The 14,696-nt window shown below is 75.0% G+C and carries 12 protein-coding genes; 9 read left to right on the top strand and 3 right to left on the bottom strand.

Annotation, left to right across the window (positions count from 1 at the left end; genetic code table 11):
* Positions 1–13 precede the first annotated feature (13 nt).
* The 7 genes from AB0D01_RS29090 (at position 14) to AB0D01_RS29060 (ending at position 10,631) form a co-directional block, all read left to right on the top strand.
* Positions 14–1,618 (top strand): nitroreductase family protein, encoded by a 1,605-nt coding sequence (locus AB0D01_RS29090; RefSeq protein WP_363060344.1) that lies wholly within the window; start codon positions 14–16, stop codon positions 1,616–1,618.
* Between the two features lie 29 nt (positions 1,619–1,647).
* Positions 1,648–4,569, top strand: a complete 2,922-nt coding sequence (locus AB0D01_RS29085) for a lantibiotic dehydratase (protein WP_363060342.1) — start codon at positions 1,648–1,650, stop codon at positions 4,567–4,569.
* Positions 4,557–5,681: a lantibiotic dehydratase C-terminal domain-containing protein gene (locus AB0D01_RS29080; protein ID WP_363060340.1), complete on the top strand. Its 1,125-nt coding sequence runs from the start codon at positions 4,557–4,559 to the stop codon at positions 5,679–5,681. The genes AB0D01_RS29085 and AB0D01_RS29080 overlap by 13 nt, the downstream gene beginning before the upstream one ends.
* A gap of 8 nt (positions 5,682–5,689) precedes the next feature.
* Positions 5,690–6,778 (top strand): peptidase M50, encoded by a 1,089-nt coding sequence (locus tag AB0D01_RS29075; RefSeq protein ID WP_363060396.1) that lies wholly within the window; start codon positions 5,690–5,692, stop codon positions 6,776–6,778.
* Positions 6,779–6,922: 144 nt separating this feature from the next.
* Positions 6,923–7,915 carry an ABC transporter ATP-binding protein gene (locus tag AB0D01_RS29070; protein WP_363060338.1) on the top strand — a complete coding sequence of 331 codons (993 nt, stop codon included), beginning with the start codon at positions 6,923–6,925 and terminating at the stop codon, positions 7,913–7,915.
* Positions 7,912–8,667: an ABC transporter permease gene (locus AB0D01_RS29065; RefSeq protein WP_363060336.1), complete on the top strand. Its 756-nt coding sequence runs from the start codon at positions 7,912–7,914 to the stop codon at positions 8,665–8,667. Before AB0D01_RS29070 ends, AB0D01_RS29065 begins: the two co-directional genes overlap by 4 nt.
* On the top strand, positions 8,664–10,631 hold the full coding sequence (locus AB0D01_RS29060; RefSeq protein ID WP_363060334.1) for a TOMM precursor leader peptide-binding protein: 1,968 nt from the start codon (positions 8,664–8,666) through the stop codon (positions 10,629–10,631). Before AB0D01_RS29065 ends, AB0D01_RS29060 begins: the two co-directional genes overlap by 4 nt.
* A gap of 127 nt (positions 10,632–10,758) precedes the next feature.
* Here AB0D01_RS29060 and AB0D01_RS29055 read toward each other — a convergent pair whose 3' ends face one another.
* A complete protein-coding gene (locus AB0D01_RS29055) occupies positions 10,759–10,932 on the bottom strand; it encodes a thiazolylpeptide-type bacteriocin (RefSeq protein ID WP_007268044.1) in 174 nt (57 codons plus the stop codon).
* 229 nt (positions 10,933–11,161) lie between these two features.
* Between AB0D01_RS29055 and AB0D01_RS29050 the strand changes: the two genes are divergently transcribed.
* Complete coding sequence (locus tag AB0D01_RS29050; protein WP_363060332.1) at positions 11,162–12,439, top strand: amidohydrolase; 1,278 nt, start codon at positions 11,162–11,164, stop codon at positions 12,437–12,439.
* A gap of 44 nt (positions 12,440–12,483) precedes the next feature.
* Here AB0D01_RS29050 and cynS read toward each other — a convergent pair whose 3' ends face one another.
* Together cynS and AB0D01_RS29040 are read right to left on the bottom strand one after the other, a co-directional pair.
* On the bottom strand, positions 12,484–12,954 hold the full coding sequence (gene cynS, locus AB0D01_RS29045) for a cyanase (RefSeq protein WP_363060330.1): 471 nt from the start codon (positions 12,952–12,954) through the stop codon (positions 12,484–12,486).
* A gap of 30 nt (positions 12,955–12,984) precedes the next feature.
* On the bottom strand, positions 12,985–13,599 hold the full coding sequence (locus AB0D01_RS29040; protein WP_363060394.1) for a carbonic anhydrase: 615 nt from the start codon (positions 13,597–13,599) through the stop codon (positions 12,985–12,987).
* 122 nt (positions 13,600–13,721) lie between these two features.
* On the opposite strand from AB0D01_RS29040, the gene cynR reads away from it, so the two are divergent.
* A complete protein-coding gene (cynR, locus tag AB0D01_RS29035) occupies positions 13,722–14,669 on the top strand; it encodes a transcriptional regulator CynR (RefSeq protein ID WP_363060328.1) in 948 nt (315 codons plus the stop codon).
* The last annotated feature ends 27 nt before the right edge of the window (positions 14,670–14,696 follow it).

Raw genomic sequence — 14,696 nt, 5'->3', positions numbered from 1 at the left:
CCGAGGAGGATCCGTGGGCTACGCCCATGACTACGCGAGCGCCATCCTGCACCGGGGCCGGATACCGATGGAGCCCGTGGACTTCGTGCCCGACTGGGCCGACCGCCCCCGCAAGGCGAAGTACTACCCGCAGGCGGAGACCCTGCCGCTGCCCGAGCCGGTCGGGCCGGTGCCGGGCGCGCCGGTGCCGGGCGCGCCGGGCGCGGGCGGGTTCAGCCTGCCGTTGCTGTCCGGGATGCTCCAGGACTCGTACGGCCTGGTCGGGCGCAGGCTCGGCGTCCAGGCCAACACCGACCTGGCCGCGCTCCCCCACTACCCGCAGGCCAACTGGTCGCGCGGGACGGCCTCCGGCGGCGGGCTCTACCCGGTCGGCGTGTACTGGGCGGCGGGCGCGGGCGGACCCCTCACCCCGGGCGTGTACCACTACGCCCCGCACGTGCACGGGCTGCGCCGGCTGCTGACGGGCGACGTCACCGGCGACGTCCGCGCGGCCTTGGGCGCCGGGGAGGACGGGCCCACCCAGTACCTGCTGCTGAGCGTCAAGTACTGGCAGAACGCGTTCAAGTACAACAGCTTCTCCTTCCACGCCGTGAGCATGGACGTCGGCACGGTCGTCCAGACCTGGCGGCTGTGGGCGGCGGAGCGCGGTCTGCGGATCGCGCCCACGCTCTGGTTCGACGAGGAGCGGCTGGCCGGCCTGCTCGGGGTGGCGCCCGAGGAGGAGGGGATCTTCGCCGCGGTCCCGCTGGAGTGGGAGGGCGCCGCCACCGCCGGCGCGTCCGCGTCCGGGTCCGCGTCCGCCGGGCGCCCCCCGGTCGCCGTGCCTCCCCCGGGGCTCTCCGTGCGCCACCGCGACGCGGAGCGTTCCCGTACGGTGCTGCGCTTCGAGACGCTGCGACGGATCCACGGGGCCACGCTGGGGCGCACGGCCGACCGTCCCGCGCCGGGCGCGCTGGACGCGGCGGCCGCGTTCGCGCCCCGGGGCGGCGAGCCCGAGCCGCTGCCCGCTCCCGCCGCGGCGCCGATGGGGGCCGCCGCAGCGCTGCGGGCCCGGCGCAGCAGCTTCGGCCGGTTCGACGCGAGCCGGCCGCTCGGTGCCGCGCAGTTGGCGGCGGCGCTGGCCGACTGCGCGGCCACGTCGGTGGGCAGCGAGGCCGAGCGTCCCGACGGGCCCCGGCTGACCTCGTTGTACGCCTTCGTCAACCACGTCGAGGGAGTCGCGCCGGGGACCTACGCCTACGATCCCGTCGCCCACGCGCTGCGGCTGGTGGTGGCGGGCGCTCCCGGTTCCTTCCTCCAGCGCAACTACTTCCTGTCCAACTACAACCTGGAGCAGGCGGGCGCGGTGCTGGTGCCGACCGTACGCACCACGAAGGTGCTCGACGCGGTGGGCGACCGGGGCTACCGCCTGGTGGGCGCCACCGTCGGCGCGGTCGCGCAGACCTTCTACACCACCGCGGCCGCCCACGGGCTGGGCGCGGGCGTCGCGCTCGGCTTCGACAACGTCTCCTACGCCGAGCGGCTGGGGCTGACGGACACCGACGAGGCCCCGCTGCTGGTGATGCTGCTCGGCCACGAACGCCCGCGGCCGGCCGACTTCCGCCACGAGATCGCCTGACCGGCCGACGAGAGAAGCGGGAAGACAGGATGAAGACCACCACCGAGTGGCGGGCGGGCGAGCGGTTCATGCTGCGCGTGGCCGGCCTGCCCCTGGAGTCGGCCGACGCGCTGCGGTGTGAGGCCGCGCGCCGTTGGGCCGAGGACGTGCTGACGGCCGAGGAGGCCCTGCGCGCACGGGCGCAGTGGCTGAGCGAGGCACTGCACCGCGCGGTCGGCGCGACGGACCCGCAGCCCGGGGGCCCGGGCGCGGTCCGGCGCCGGGAGCTGCTGGCGCTGCGCCGCCGGATCCACAACGGCAGGCCCCCCGAGGATCCCGAGGCCGCGCTGCGCCTCGTGGCGGAATCCGGCGAGGCGGCGGGCGCGGCGCCCGGGGAGGCCGCCCTGACGGCGGAACGGCTGGCCGCGTGGCTGGCCGGGGTCGGTGAGGTGCGCAAGCTGCGGGCGGAGGGCGAGCCGCTGCTGGCCGCCGACCTGCGCGCGGGCCGGGCGGCGCTGAGCGGGTTGCTGGAGGACGACCGGTTGCGGCACGGACTGCTGCTGGCCTCCCCGGTCCTGGAGGGGCAGCTCGACGCGTACGCGGCGGCCGTCGCCGGCGGCGCCGAGCCCGGGGGGCGGGCCCGCAAGGCGGAACGGTCGGTGCTCTCGTACCTCTACCGCACCGCGTGCAAGACCAGCCCCTTCAGCACCTTCACCGGGGTGGCGACGGGTCTGTTCGCCCCGGAGGACCCGGAAGGCGCGCTCGGCGCGGAAGGCGTGCTCAGCGCGGACGGGATCCGGGTCGAGGACCGGTGGCGCAGCCACGTCCGGCTGAACGTCGTGGTGTTGGCGCGGCTCGCCGAGCTGGTCCTCGCCGATCCGGTCCGCCGCCGGGACCTGCCGCTGCGGCCCGCCTCGGGTTGGGGCCGGGAGGACGACCGGATCCGGTACGTGCGCCGTTCCGTGACGGCCGGGGACGACGCGGCCGCCGTCACCTTCGACGCGGTCAAGGACCGGCTGTTCTTCCTGCGCCGCAGCGGCACCCTGGACCGGTTGCTGGCCCTCTTCGCGGAGCGGGCGGCGGCCTCGGACCCGTCCGGGTCCGGGGCCGGGTCCGGGAGCACCGGGTTCGGGTCCGGGACCACCGGGTTCGGGGCCGACCTGCGCCATCACGAGCTGGTCGACTGGCTGGCGGCCGAACACGGGGCCGACCCGGCCGACTGCGAGGCGTACGTCGACGCCCTCCTCCAGCTCGGCATGGTGCGGGTGCCGTGCCTGGACACCGAGGTGCACAGCGGGGATCCCGTGCGCGCCTTCCGGCGCTCGCTGGCGCGGCTGGAGCGGCCGTGGGCCGACGCCCTCGCCGACCTGCTGGCCGGGCCCGCCCGTGTGCTGGAGCGCTATCCCGACGCGGACCGCTCCGAACGGGCCGTCCTGTTGCGGGAGTTGAGGGAGCAACTGCGCCTGGTCTGGGCGGAGCTGGGGGCCCCGGCCGACGCGCCGTTGCCCCAGACGCTGGTCTACGAGGACGTCGGCGCGGGCCGTGACCTGCCCGCGGCGCGTCCCTCCTGGGCCCGGGCGGGCGCGGACGGCGGTGCGCTGCGTTCGGTGGAGCGGATCCTGCCCGCCTTCGACCTCACGCTCGCCCAACGGATCACCTTCGAGGGGTTCTTCACCGCCCGCTACGGGCAGGGGGGCCGTTGTGAGGACCTGTTGGGCCTGGTGCACGACTTCCACGAGGACTTCTTCGACCAGTACCTGTCGTTCACCGCGCGCCGCACCCCCTTCGACGCGCGGGGCGAGTACGTGCCGGAGGAGAACTGGCTCGGCCTGCCCGGGATCCGGGCCCTGGACGCGGCCCGGCGCGCCTTCGTGGGCCGGATGCGGGCGCACTGGGCGGCGTACGAGGAGACGGCAGGGCGCTCGCGGGGCGGCCCGGACGGGGTCGAACTGCGGCTGACGGAGGCGGACCTGGCCGAGGTGGCGGGCGAACTGGAGCCGGTCGTACCGGCCTTCGCGCCGCGCTGCCACCACGTCCAGCTCGCCCACGACCCGGCCGGCGGGGCGCCGCGGACCGTGCTGAACCGTTCGTACGGCGGACTGTCCTTCCCCTTCAGCCGGTTCACGCACGTCTACGAGGAGCAGGCGGACCGGCCCGGCCTCGACGCGCAGCTGCGCGCGCAGGCCGACCGGGCCACTCCCCCCGGTGCCGTGTTCGCCGAGGTCACCGGGGGTCCGGTCACCACCAACCTGAACCTGCACGGGCGGCTGACCGACTACGAGATCGTCTGCCCGGGCGAGAGCGGCACCCTGCCGGAGGACCGGCTGCTGCGCCTGGACGACCTGTACGCGGAGCACGTCCCCGCGACGGGGCGGGTGGTCTTGCGTTCGCGGCGGCTCGGCCGCGAGGTGATCCCGGTCTACCTGGGCTACCTGGTGCCGCTCGCGCTGCCGGTGGTGCCGCGGACGCTGCTGCTCCTGTCGCCCTCGTCCATGTCGCCGCTGGACGTGTGGGCGGGCGTGCCGGAGGGCGTGGCGCGGGACGGGGTCCACACGCGGCCCCGGGTCGTGCACGGGGACGTGGTGGTGAGCCGGCGCAGCTGGACGACCACGGCGGAGCGGCTTCCCGCGCACGGGGCCCGCGGGGCCGACCACTTCCTGGAGTGGCAGCGGTGGCGGCGGCTGCACGGCCTGCCGGAGCGGGTGTTCGCGACGGTGTCGGCGGGGCCCTCGGCGCTGGGCGCCAAGCCCCAGTACGTGGACTTCGCGAGCCTGCTGTCGTTGGCCGCGTTCGAACCGCTGCTGCGCGAACCCGGACACCGGGTGGTCTTCCGCGAGATGCTCCCCGGCCCGGACGCGCTGCACACCCGCTCGGCGCGCGGCGCGCACGTCGCCGAACTGGCCGTCGAGACCTTCACCACCACCGTCACCGAGATCCCGGCCCAGGAGGGCGGCACCCGATGTCAGAACTGAGCCCGACGCGCGGCGCCTGGCAGGCCATGCACGTCTTCTACGCCGCCAACCCGCAGCCCCTGCTGGTCAACTGCGTGCGACCGCTGATCGCCTCCCTGACGGCGGACGGCCTGCTGGCCGGGCACTTCTTCATCAACTACTGGCTGGAGGGGCCCCACGTGCGCCTGCGCCTGCGGCCCGTCACCCCGGACGCGGAGGCCGAGGTGCGCCGGCGCGCGGAGGAGGCCGTGACGGCGTTCCTGAAGGCGAGACCGGCGCTGTACGAGGTGGATTCCGGCTTCCTCAACGAGTTCTACAACACGCTGTTCGACATGGAGTTCCCGGACGGCGACCGGGCGGCCTTCATGGGCCCGGACGGGCGGATGAACCTGCGCCCCAACAACTCCTGGTCCTACGAGCCCTACGAGCCGGAATACGGCAAGTACGGCGGCCCGGACGGGGTCGAGCTCGCGGAGTGGCACTTCGCGCACTCCAGCGATCTGGTCACGGAGGCGTTCGGGGGCATGAACCTGCACCTGCGCACCGTGCTGCTGGGCACCGCCGCGCAGCTGATGATGGTGATGGCGGGCGTCTTCCTGCCCGACCGCCGCGAGCTCGGCGACTACCTCGACCGGTACTACCGGTTCTGGCACCAGGCGTTCCCCGGGACCGGGTTCATCGGGTCCGCCGAGTACGACCGCACCTACGAGCAGACCGCCCCGGGGCTGGGGCGGCGGTTCGCGGCCGTGCTGGAGGCCCTCGACTCCGGGGAGACGGGCCGGCTGCCGGGCTTCCTCGCCGGATGGGCCGAGCACTGCCGCGAGCTGCGGGAACGGGCGGTGGCGCTGGCCCGCGAGGAGCGGTTGGTGTTCCGGTCCTGGGACGGGAGCCGGGACGAGCGGGTGGACGATCTGGCGGTGGCGCTGCCCCTGCTGCTGTCCCCGTACATGCACATGACCAACAACCGGCTGCACGTGACCATCCGGGACGAGGCCTACCTCGCGCACCTGCTGGGTCGGGTGCTGCGCGAGCACCTCGGCGTCCCGGCGGGACCGGACGGGGCGGACGGGGCGGACGGGGCGGACGGGGCGCAGGACCCCGACGGGGCGGCGGCCCGGGTGATCCGGCCGTGAGCACCGGGATGCTCGAACACCGGCCCGCGCTGCGGTCCGGGATCCTGCTGTCGCCGCCCCTGCTGAACGGCTCCGCCGTCGTCCACCTCGTCAAGGACCCGGTGTCCGGTGCCTCGTTCGAGGTCGGACAGAAGGAGTTCTTCCTGCTGTCGCGCCTGGACGGCTCGCGCAGCCTCGCCGAGATCGGCGAGGAGTACGGGCGGGCCTTCGGGCGCCGGTTGGGCGAGGCGAACTGGAGCCGGCTCCTCGGGCTGCTCGGGACCCGGCGGCTCCTGGCGGGCGGGCCCGCCCCGGAGCCCGCCCCCGGCCCGGGGCCGCAGCGCACCGGGGGCCTGTTGCGCGGCACGCTGCGGCTGGTCGCCGACGCCGACGCCACCACGGGGCGGCTGCACCGGCTGCTGCGGCCCGCCCTGCGGCCGGTGGTGCTGGGCGTGCTGGTCCTCGTATGCCTGGGCATGGAGGTGGTGTTGGTGCTCTCGTTCGGTGAACTCCTCGCGGACGTGCTCTGGTTGGCGACGCGTCCGGTGCCGCTGCTGGCCGTGGCGACGCTGCTGTGGCTGAGCACCGCGCTGCACGAGTTCGGGCACGGGATCGCCGCCCGCCATGTCGGGGGCACCGTCGGGGAGATCGGGCTGCGGTGGCGACTGCCCGTCGCGATCATGTACTGCACCGTGGAGAACTACCGCTACCTGCCGCGGCGGCGCGAACAGCTCGTCGTGGCCGGCGCGGGCGCCTTCGCCAACCTGCTGTTCCTGCTGCCCTTCCTCGCCTGGTGGGCCGCGCTGCCGTCGGGCGACGCCACGGGCCGGGTGCTGGGTGCGCTGTTGCTGCTGGGCAGCGCGCAGGCACTGGTGAACCTGGTCCCGCTGCCGCCGATGGACGGCTACACCCTGCTGGGGCACGCGCTGCGCGTGACCCGGCTCGCCCCCGCCAGCTCGGCGTACCTGCGGCTGCGGCTGCGCGACCGGGCCGCGGCGGACGCCTACCCGCCGCGGGCCCGCAGGGTGTACGCGCTCTACGGGATCGGCTCGACCCTGCTGGTCCTGCTCCTGGCCGGCGCCCTGGTGACCGGCGTCGTCGTGGCGGTGACGCCGTGAGCCCGCCCCTGCCCCCACCGACGCCCGGGGCCGCGTCCGCGTCCCCGTCCGCACCCGAACCTTCCACTCCCCACGCATCCTCCCTTCCCCCCGAACCTTCCACTCCCCCCGCACCGTCTCCGAACCGAGGGAACCGCACCGCCCATGACCACTGACCACACCCCTCCGCCCGACTCCCCGGAACTCGCCGTGTCCGTACGGGAGGTCCGCAAGCGCTACGGCGACCGGCAGGCCGTGGACGGGATCTCCCTCGACGTCCGCCGGGGCGAGTTCTTCGGCCTCCTCGGACCCAACGGCGCGGGCAAGACCACCCTCGTGGAGATCGTCGAGGGCCTGCGCCAGGCCGACTCCGGCACCGTGCGCGTCCTCGGGCACAGCCCCTGGCCCCGCGATACGGCGCTGCTGCCGCGCATCGGCGTCCAGACCCAGGCCTCGGCGTTCTTCGTCCGCCAGACCGCCCGCGAGCACCTCGCCACCGTCGCCGGGCTGTACCGCAAGGACGCGGCCGCGGCGGACCGGACGTTGGAGACGGTCGGGCTCACCGACCGGGGCCACGTCCTCGTCGAGAACCTCTCCGGCGGTCAGCGCCAGCGGCTGGCCATCGCCTCGGCACTGGTCCACGACCCCGAGCTGATCTTCCTCGACGAGCCGACCGCCGCCCTCGACCCGCAGGCCCGCCGCGATCTGTGGGAGGTGCTGCGCGCCCTCAAGGGCGAGGGCCGCACCATCGTCTACACCACCCACCACCTGGACGAGGCCGAGGCCCTGTGCGACCGGGTGGCCATCCTCGTCGGCGGCCGGATCGCCGCCCTCGACTCCCCGCACCGGCTCGTCGCCGCCGCCGGCGCGCCCGCCCGGTTGCTGGTCCCGGCCGGGCGGATCGCCCCGGACCGGGCGGCCGCGCTGGACGGCGTCGACCGCGTGAGCGAACAGGGCGGCTCGCTGGTGCTGGAGACCTCCTCCCCCGGCCGCGTGCTCCAGGCCGTCGACGCCCTCGTGGGCCTCGACGGGGTGATGACCCGGACGGCGACCCTGGAGGACGTCTACCTGGAGCTGACCGGACACCCCGCCCCCACCGGAGCCGACGGCGGCTCCGCCACCGACACCACCGCACCGACCACGGAGTTCCGGGCATGAGCGCGTACACGGCACTGACCAAGGCCGGCTACCGGGCCCAGGTCCGGGACAAGGCCACCCTCTTCTTCACCTTCGCCTTCCCCCTCCTCTTCCTGGTGGTCTTCGGGCTGATCTTCAGCGGCCAGGACGTGGAGGCGAGCGGTCGCCCGTACATCTCGTACATCGCGCCCGGCGTGATGTCCTGGGGGGTCGCCAACGCCGCCGTGTTCGGGATCGCCTTCACCCTGATGCAGTGGCGCCGCGACGACCTGCTGCGCCTGATCCGGCTCTCCCCGACCCCGCTCACGACCGTGCTGGCCTCGCGCTACGTCCTGTCGCTGGTGGTCGGCGTGGCACAGGCGGCCGTGTTCGTCGCGGTCGCGATGCTGCCCGGCTTCGGGCTGGAACTCGACGGGCGCTGGCCGCTGGTGCTGCCCGCGCTGGTGTTCGGCGTCACGGCCTTCATGGCGATCGGGGTGATCGTCGGGACGTACGCGAACACCCCCGAGGCCGTCGCCGCGATCGCGAACTGCCTCATGGTGCCGATGGCCTTCCTGTCCGGCTCCTTCCTCCCGCTCGACCTGATGCCGTCCTGGCTGCGGACGTTCTCCCGGGCGCTGCCGCTGCGCTACCTCAACGACGCGGCGAGCGGGGCGCTGACCGGCACGGGTTCGCTCGCCGGCATCGGGATCGGCTGCGCCGCCCTGGCCGGGTTCGCCCTGCTGTTCGGTGCGATCGGGCTGAAGACCTTCCGCTGGAGCAACCAGTCATGACGACGACGCAGACGGTGCGGGGCCGGACCCCCGACGGCACCGCGATGGAGAGCGCGCGACGGTCCCTGGAGCGGTCCCTCGCGCAGGCGCGGACGGGGGCGCCGCGGGGCGCGCACGTGGTGACCCTCGGCGTGCACGACGCCCTCGGGCCGCGCGCCGCCGACCCCTTCGCCGCCGTCCGCCCGGCGGCGACCGTCCACCTCAGCGCCCAGGCCGTCCTGCTCGGCCCGTGGGGCGGCGACGGCACGGCCCCGGCCTGCGGGCGGTGCCTGGCCATGCGCTGGCAGCGGCTGCGCAGCCGCAGCGAACGCGACGCGCTGGAGACCGGCAGCCGGGTGCCCACGCCCGTCGGGGCGGAGTGGCCGCGGCTGTCCCCGTACGTCCGGGACGCGGTGGTCGCGCTGCACGCCGTGCTGTTCGCGGCGGACGGCCCGGGCGCCGCCGCCCCGGGTCCGGGAGCGGCCGACCGGACGTTGCCCCAGGTGACCCGGCTGGACCTGGCGACCCTGCGGACGCGGACGTACCCGCTGGCGGCCGATCCCCTGTGCCCCGACTGCGGGCCCGGCGGCACCGACGCCCCGCGGTCCCTGACCCCCGCCTCGCGGCCCAAACCGGATCCGGCGGCGCAGCGGCTGCGCGCGGCCTCCTCGTACCCGGTGCCGACGGCGGCGCTGGCCAATCCCGTGACCGGGGTCCTCGGCGGGGGCACCTGGATCAACGTGACCTCGCCGACCACCGCCCCGGTCGCGGGCAGCGTGTTCATGCGCGGCTACGCGGGACTCACCGACGTGACCTGGAGCGGGCAGGCCAACAGCTTCTCGTCCAGCCGCGACCTGGCCTTCCTGGAGGGACTGGAGCGCTACGCAGGCACCCACCGCCGCACGGGGACCTCCGTACTGACCGCCTCCTACGCCGAGTTGGGCGAGCGGGCGCTCGACCCGGCGGAGTGCGGGTTCTACCGGCCCGAGACCTACCGCGACGACCCGATGGTGTCGCCCTTCGACCCCGAGCGGCCGATCCCCTGGGTGTACGGGCATTCGCTGCGCGACGACCGTCCCGTCCTGGTGCCGGCCCGACTCGCCTACTACAGCGCGGGGTTGGAGTCGGACAACTTCGTCTTCGAGTGCTCCAACGGGTGCGCGATCGGCAGCTGCGCGGAGGAGGCGCTGCTCGGCGCCCTGCTCGAACTGATCGAGCGGGACGCGTTCCTGCTCGCCTGGTACGGGAACCAGCGGCTGACGGAGATCGACCTGGACTCCGTACCGGGTCCGGCGGTGCGGATGATGGTCGACCGGGCCGGCCTCCAGGGCTACGACGTGCACGCCTTCGACAACCGGATCGACCTGGCGGTGCCGGTGGTCACCGGGCTGGCCGTCCGGCGCGACGGCGGGCCGGGGCTGTACTCCTTCGGCGCGGGCGCGGCGCTCGATCCGGCGGCGGCGGTGGAGGCCGCCCTGTCCGAGGTGCTCACCTACATCCCGCACCTGCCGCGTCAGGTCGCCGAGCGGCGCGACGAGCTGGACGCCATGTCCCGCGACTTCTCGCGGGTGCTGCACCTGAAGGACCACGCCCAGCTGTACGGGTTGCCGGCGATGGCCCCGCACGCGGCCTCGTACCGGGACCCGGTGGCCGTGCGCCCGATGGGGGACCTCTACCGGTCCTGGGAGACGGAGCGACGGCCGCGGACCGGAGACCTCCGCGACGACCTGCTGTTCTGCGTGGCGGAGTTGACGGGGGCCGGGCACGACGTGATCGTCGTGGACCAGACGACGCCCGAGCAGGAGCGGATGGGGCTGCGGACGGTCTGCGCGGTGGTTCCGGGGCTGTTGCCGATCGACTTCGGCTGGTCGCGGCAGCGGGCCCCGTACCTGCCGCGGTTGCGGACCGCCGCGCACCGGGCGGGACTTCGCTCCGCGCCGCTCACGGACGCGGAGATGCGGCTGGTGCCGCACCCCTTCCCCTGAGCCGTCGTGATCCGCCGGCGTCCACCGATATCCGCCGTGGTCGGATCCCGGGGGCGCGGACGGACCGGATGCCCCGGCCCCCTCGTGCGAGGCGAGGGGGCCGGGGTATCGCGGCGCGGCGCTCGGGTCAGGCGCTGCAGGAGGTGGTGCTGGTGGTCGAGGAACACGTCGAGGTGGAGCTGCAGCTCGTGGAACCGGCGAGCACGACCTCGCTGGCGTCCGAGTAGTCCGAGATCTCGAAGGTCTCCGACTCCAGCTCCAGGATCTCGTCCGCGAGCGAGGCGAGCGGGGACTTCTCCATGGGGGACTCCTTTGGTGGGGCGGTCGCCGGGTGGGCGACCGCGCGGCGTTCGACCGCCGGACGCCCGAGGGACGGCCGTCACGTGCGGTGCCCCTTCAGGAGAACCGTTCCCGCCGTCACCGCACCCCCTTTCCCGCCGGCATCTCGCCGGCATCGGCCGGCGCCCGCTGACAGGAAGTGTCAGCGACCTGACACCGGGCTCCCCGGCCGGTGTCCGAGCATGGTCACCATGACCACCGTCCCCACCTCGCGCGCCGCCGGCCCGACCCCGGTGACCGGTGCGTCGCTCAGGTCCCTGACGGCCTTCTACCTGGACCTACACCGCCATCCCGAACTCTCGGGCGGGGAGGCCCGCACGGCCGGACGGTTCGCCGACCGGCTGGAGGAGGCCGGGTACGCGACCACGCGCGGGATCGGCGGGCACGGCGTGGCCGCGGTCCTGCGCCGCGGTGCGGGACCGACGGTGATGCTGCGCGCGGAGCTGGACGCGCTGCCCGTACGGGAGACCACCGGACTGCCGTACGCGAGCGCGGGCGAAGCGGCGCACGCCTGCGGGCACGACCTGCACCTCGCGGCGGCCGCCGGGGCCGCCGCCCTGCTGGCCGGCCCGGACGCGCCGGAGTGGCGGGGCACGCTCGTCGTGGTGGGGCAGCCCGCGGAGGAGACCCTGGAGGGGGCGCGGGCGATGCTCGCCGACGGGCTGTACGAGCGGGTCGGCCGCCCGGACACGGTGCTCGCGCAGCACGCGGCGCCGCTGCCGGCGGGGATGGTCGCCCACGCGTACGGGCCGATGACCGCCGGGAGCGTCACCTTCCGGGTCGTGGTGCACGGGCGCGGCGGGCACGCGGGCGCCCCGCACCTCACGGTGGACCCGGTGGTGACGGCGGCCCACGTGGTGACCCGGCTCCAGACGGTGGTGGCCCGGGAGGCGGCCCCGTCGGAGCAGGTGGCGGTGACCGTGGGGTCGTTCCGGGCGGGCGAGCGGGCGAACGTGGTCCCGGACCGGGCCGAGTTGGGCATCACGGTACGGGCCGCCGGGGAGGCCGCGCTGACCCGCGCGGCGGACGCGGTGGAGCGGATTGTGCGCGCCGAGTGCGCCGCCTCGGGCTGCCCCCGGGAACCGGAGGTGGTGCGCGAGAGCGCCTCTCCGGTCACCCACCCCGATCCGGGGACGACGGCGGCGGTGCGGGCGGCCCACGTGGCGCGGTTCGGCCCGGAGCGGGTCACGATGTGGCCGCCCTCGCTGGCCACGGAGGACTTCGGGCTGTTCGGTGACGCGGGCGTCGCCACGCACGGAGCCCGGGGGGTGCGCCTGGGGTACTGGATGCTCGGGGTGATCGGACCGGCGGCCTGGGCGGCGGCGCCCGGGGAGGGCGCGGCGGCGAAGCTGGCCGCGCTCCCCGCGAACCACGCGCCCGACTTCGCCCCCGACGTCCGCACGGCGCTGCCGGCCGCGGTCGACGCGCTGGCGGAGGCGGCCCTGACCTGCCTGGCCCCGCGGGCCTGACCCGCCCCCCCCTCTGGCACGCGGGGGGGCGGGGTCGGACGGCGTCAGAAGGGCTTGGTGGGCAGGTACTTGCCGTCCAGCGTGATCACGGCCCGCTCGCCGCCGTCGGGGTCGGCGACCTTCGCGACGTCGAGCCGGAAGTTGATGGCGCTGATGATGCCGTCGCCGAACTGCTCGTGGATCAGGGCCTTGAGGGTGGTCCCGTAGACCTGGATCATCTCGTGGAAGCGGTAGATCGTCGGGTCGGTGGGGATCCCGCCGGACAGGGGGCCGCGCAGCGGGATCGTCTGGAGCCACATGGCGGCGTCCTCCTCCAGTTCGAGGAGGTCGGCGACGGCGTGCGCGGCGGAGGCGGGCAGCGGGTGCCGGCCGAGGATCGCGGCGGTGACGAAGGCGACGGAGAGGTCGGTGTGGTCGGCGATCTCCTGCCAGGTGAGGTCCTTGCGGATCTTCGACTCGACGGCGGCGACGGCGAGACGTTCGCGGACGGTGGTCTCGAACTCTGCGTGGGTCACGGGACGGACTTCCTTTGTGTGTGGGGTGGTTCAGGCGGTCGCGGCGAGGGCGCCGGCGGTGGCGGGGGCGAGTCGTTCCACGGCCCCGGTGGGGATGTCGTAGACCCAGCCGTGCGTGGTGAGGCGGCCCTCCGCGAGGGCGCGGGCCACCGAGGGGTGGGTGGCGAGGTTCACGAGTTGGGCGCGCACGTTCTCCCGTACGAGGGCCCCCACGTCCGCGCCGCCGCTCGCCGCGCCGCCGGCGGCCGCGCGGGCCGCGGAGGCGTCCGCGTGGCGGAGCCAGTCGGCGACGGCCGGCACGCCGTCGAGGTCGTGCGCCTCGGCGAGGGCGGTCATGGCGCCGCAGGCCGAGTGCCCGCAGACCACGACGTCCGTGACGCCGAGGATGGCGACGGCGTACTCGATGCCGGCCGTGACGCCCTCGGGTCCGGGGGCGTAGGCGGGGACGAGGTTGCCTGCGGTGCGGACGACGAAGAGGTCGCCGGGCTCGCTCTGGGTGATCAGTTCCGGCACCACGCGGGCGTCGGAGCAGCCGATGAACAGGGTCTTCGGCCGGTGGGTCGAGGCGAGCTCGGCGAACAGCCGCGCCTTGGTGGGGAAGACGTCGCGCCGAAAGCGCGCGAGTCCTTCGTCGAGGTCGTGCACCATCACTCCCGTCGTGGGATCCACCCCGTGGGGCTGACGTGTTCCACCCTGCACGAGCAGCACCTATAGAGTCCAAGACGTGTTCTCGATGCGATCTATCGATGACATCTATACTCGGGTGCATGGCCCCGGAACTGCGTCATCTGCGCTACCTTCTCGCCGTCGCCGAGCACCACAGCTTCACGCGCGCGGCGGAGGAGCTGCGGATCTCCCAACCCACGCTGTCGCAGCAGGTCAAGCAGTTGGAGCGGGCGGTCGGCGTACCGCTCCTGGACCGCGGCGGACGCACCGTGAGGCTCACCGACGCGGGAGAGGCGTACGCGCGGCACGCGCGCCGGGCGCTGCGCGACCTCGCGGCGGCCGAGCGGGCCGTCCACGACGTCGCCGACCTCTCGCGCGGACACCTGCGCCTGGCCCTCACCCCCACCTTCACCGCCTACCTGCTCGGGCCGCTGCTCGCCGCACTGCACGAGACCCACCCCGGCATCACGGTGCAGGTCCGGGAGGCGACCCAGGACCGGATCGAAGCCGCGCTGGCCTCCGACGAGGTCGACCTGGGCATCGCCTTCGACGGCCCGCTCCCCGCGGGGCTCACCGGGACGGCCCTGTTCACCGAGAGGCCGGTCCTGGTGGCCGCCACCGCCTCCCCCCTCGCCGCGCGGGCCGCCGGCGCACTGCCCGACGGCGCCCTGCCCGACGGCGCCCTGCCCGTCAGCGAACTGATGAAATGTCAACTTGTCCTGCTCACACCGGACTTCGCGACACGGACGTACGTCGACGCCCACCTCGCGGCGCACGGGGTCCGGCCGCGGATCGCCGTGGAGGTGGGCTCGGTCCAGGCCCTGATCGAGGTGGTCCGGCGGACCGGGTTGGCGACCGTCCTGCCCGAGGCCGTCACCGACGGTCGCCCCGAGCTGACGCGGATCCCGCTGGCCCCGCCGCTGCCCCCGCGCACGGTCGTCCTGCTGCGCCGGGACCGCGCCTACGAGAGCGCCGCCGCGCGCGCGTTCACCGGCCTGGCCCGCGACCTGGCCGTCTCGCTCGGCTACCGACCGGCGCCGCGGGCGTAGGTCCCGGCGTCGAAGTGCCGCCGGCCC

The sequence above is a fragment of the Streptomyces sp. NPDC048606 genome, from assembly GCF_040650855.1.
In the GTDB taxonomy this organism is placed as follows: domain Bacteria; phylum Actinomycetota; class Actinomycetes; order Streptomycetales; family Streptomycetaceae; genus Streptomyces.
Note: the sequence above shows the minus strand (reverse complement) of the source record. Positions and strands in the feature narration are given on the sequence as shown.